The sequence below is a fragment of the Clostridium sp. AF29-8BH genome, assembly GCF_003478145.1.
In the GTDB taxonomy this organism is placed as follows: domain Bacteria; phylum Bacillota; class Clostridia; order Lachnospirales; family Lachnospiraceae; genus Otoolea; species Otoolea fessa.
This window is the reverse complement of the sequence record NZ_QUEL01000051.1, coordinates 1-2,465: the sequence shown is the minus strand read 5'-3', so window position 1 is coordinate 2,465 and position 2,465 is coordinate 1. Positions and strand designations below refer to the sequence as shown.

Below are 2,465 nucleotides of genomic sequence, written 5' to 3'. Positions count from 1 at the left end.
TTATTAAACTATAAAAAATATTTCGAAGAAAAAGGAAAACAAGTTTTACTGATTACCGACGAGAATTCTCCAGAAGAAGGAGATCGATATTTAGAATGTCAGTTGGAGCGGGTTTTATTAAACTATAAAAAATATTTCGAAGAAAAAGGAAAACAAGTTTTACTGATTACCGACGAGAATTCTCCAGAAGAAGGAGATCGATATTTAGAATGTCAGTTGGAGCATATTTTTTCGGCAGAAAAAGCAAATTGGGGTGATTATCAATATAGAAGTAGAGATATACAAAAAGTATTATTGGATAATAGGGTAGAGAGGTTAGTATATTTGTCTCCTACATCACATATTGCTAAAATGGATGAATTGACAATTAGACTGTCGGGATGTTTATTTGAAATGGGAATGGATGAGTATAGAGTTGATGAATTAAATAAAATTAAAATGCAAGAATCTATTTCGGATATCAGATTCTTGAAAAAAGTACTAAGGAAGATAAAAAGAGGAGAATAAATTATGGAAAGAACAGATTTTACAGAAGAGTCTACTTCTATTAAAAGAGTTCAAGATTTGAAAGAGGAGAAAAGAATTATAGAGGTTGAAAAAGAGCGAACACAGAGATTGTTGGAAATGAAAACAAAAGAATGTGATATTTTATGGGAGCGAACAAATAGATTAGAAACGGATTTGCGAGTTATAAAAAAAACAAAAGGATATCGAATAGTTAATAAATGTTGGAAGTTGATTGACATAGTAAAAGGAAGAAAAGAGATACAACGAGAGTGTGTTTATGATGTTGTAGATGAAAATAAAAAACAAAAAAATAAAAAAGAAAAAATAGCTTTAATTGTAGATAGACCTGATTGGGCGTTTGATCATATTGCGGATCAAATAAAGAAAAATTTGAATCAATATTATGATTTTAAAGTGATTTATGCTTGTGATATAGAGAATGTGGCAGATATATTTATTTTAAGTCAGGACTGCAAAATAGTTCACTTTTTTTGGAGGGGATTATTATCATCTTATGATAGTGAATGGGTGCAAAATCGAATTTTTCGATTGGGTTATACAAAAGAAGAGTTTTTTAGTAAGTACATAAAAAACAAAAAAATATCAACAGAAATATATGACCATCTATGCTTAGATGATGAAGAAAAGATGGTTACAGAAAAGTTGTTTGCTCGTAAAGAGTCGATACTAACGGCATATGCTGTATCTTCAAAAAAACTTGAAAGAATATACCAGGAAAAAGTGGAATTAAAAAAAAGACCGGATGCTTACTTGCCAGATGGAGTGGATTTGAATTTGTTCCAACCGAATAATTTAAGTAGATTTGACAATATAAATGATAGATTAATTCGTGTTGGGTGGGTAGGAAATAGTAAGTGGAGTATTAACGATTTAAAAGGAATTAATACTATTATAAAGCCAGCGATACAAGAATTAAGACAGGAAGGCTATAATATCGAATTATATACTTCTGACAGGGAAGAAAAAATGATTCCGCATTACCGTATGCCTCAATTTTATAGCAAAATTGATTGTTATATTTGCGCGTCATTACATGAAGGAACACCTAATCCGGTTTTAGAAGCAATGGCTTGTGGGGTTCCGGTTATTACAACAAATGTGGGTGTTGTGGAAGAATGTTTGGGGACTCTACAAAAGAATTTTATTATGAAAGAACGGACGGTTAAGGAACTGAAAGAAAAAATAATTAAATTATTAAAAAATAGAGAAGTATTTAAAGAGTTATCTAATGAAATCTTGAGAATATAAACAATGGGATTGGAAAATTCAAACAGAAAATTTTAGGAAGTATTTTGAATTTTGCTTGAATAAGAGAAATGGATAATATTAAGTAGGTATTAAAAAATGAATTTAATTAATATTATAGATTACGATGAGGGAATAAAAAAGTTAGCTAGATATGCGCTTGAAAGGAAACTTGTTCCTGTTTTCGGCGCTGGTTTTACAGCTGGATGTCAAGCTGTTAATGGTGGTGTTCCGGATGGAAAACTTGCAAAAAATGAAATGAGTAAACTGATATGTGCAGAAAAAAATTGTTTATATAGTTACGAAGAGGTTAATAAAAAAAGTTTTTTTGATGTTTCAGACTTGTTCTTTGAATGCGTTTCTAGTGAAAAACGTGCAAAATATTTTGAGGATAATTTTACGGAAGTAAAATTATTACAGCAACAAATTGATTTTTTGACAAAGGTAAATTGGCCATATGCATATACATTAAATGTGGATGATGGAATTGAACAAAATTCGGATTTTCAATTAATATTGCCATATCTTAAATTTAGGCGACCGAAAACATCTAAAAAATTATTATATAAATTACATGGGGATGCGAATTATGAAGTAGATATAGAGATGATAATAAAAATAATATAGTGTAGATAATAGAGATGATAATAAAAATAATATAGTGTTTAGCCAAGAACAATATTTACAGGCAA

At 29.7% G+C, this 2,465-nt stretch carries 3 protein-coding genes; all 3 read left to right on the top strand.

The annotated features are described in order from the left end of the window. Positions 1-507 (top strand): hypothetical protein (locus tag DWZ16_RS15645; protein WP_182427390.1); only part of this gene is annotated, 507 nt, incomplete at its 5' end. Between the two features lie 3 nt (positions 508-510). Beyond that, positions 511-1,776 carry a glycosyltransferase family 4 protein gene (locus DWZ16_RS15135; protein WP_118523180.1) on the top strand — a complete coding sequence of 422 codons (1,266 nt, stop codon included), beginning with the start codon at positions 511-513 and terminating at the stop codon, positions 1,774-1,776. Between the two features lie 96 nt (positions 1,777-1,872). After that, the gene (locus DWZ16_RS15130; RefSeq protein WP_118523179.1) at positions 1,873-2,400 is read left to right on the top strand and encodes a hypothetical protein; all 528 of its coding nucleotides are present in this window, start codon (positions 1,873-1,875) and stop codon (positions 2,398-2,400) included. Positions 2,401-2,465 lie beyond the last annotated feature (65 nt).